The 212-nt window shown below is 43.4% G+C and carries 1 protein-coding gene; it reads right to left on the reverse strand.

What is annotated here, in order from left to right:
• Positions 1 to 212, reverse strand: a 212-nt coding sequence (locus NE619_RS18740; protein ID WP_256133954.1) for a cell wall metabolism sensor histidine kinase WalK, incomplete at both ends; no start/stop codon positions are given.

Genomic DNA, 212 nt, shown 5'->3' on the forward strand with positions numbered 1-212 from the left:
GTCTGTTTCATCTAAAGTGACCTTCAAAAAGTTCGGTGCAATTTCTTCGTCTTGCCACGCGCCTTCGCTCAACGCTTCAATATAGCTACGCATACTTGTTAACGGTGTGCGTAGTTCATGGGAAACATTGGAAACAAACTCACGACGTTCACGTTCTGTCTTTTCTTGCTCGGTTACATCATGTAAGACAGCAACCAAACCACTAATAAAGC

The sequence above is a fragment of the Anaerovorax odorimutans genome (assembly GCF_024459955.1).
Classification (GTDB): Bacteria; Bacillota; Clostridia; order Peptostreptococcales; family Anaerovoracaceae; genus Hominibacterium; species Hominibacterium odorimutans_A.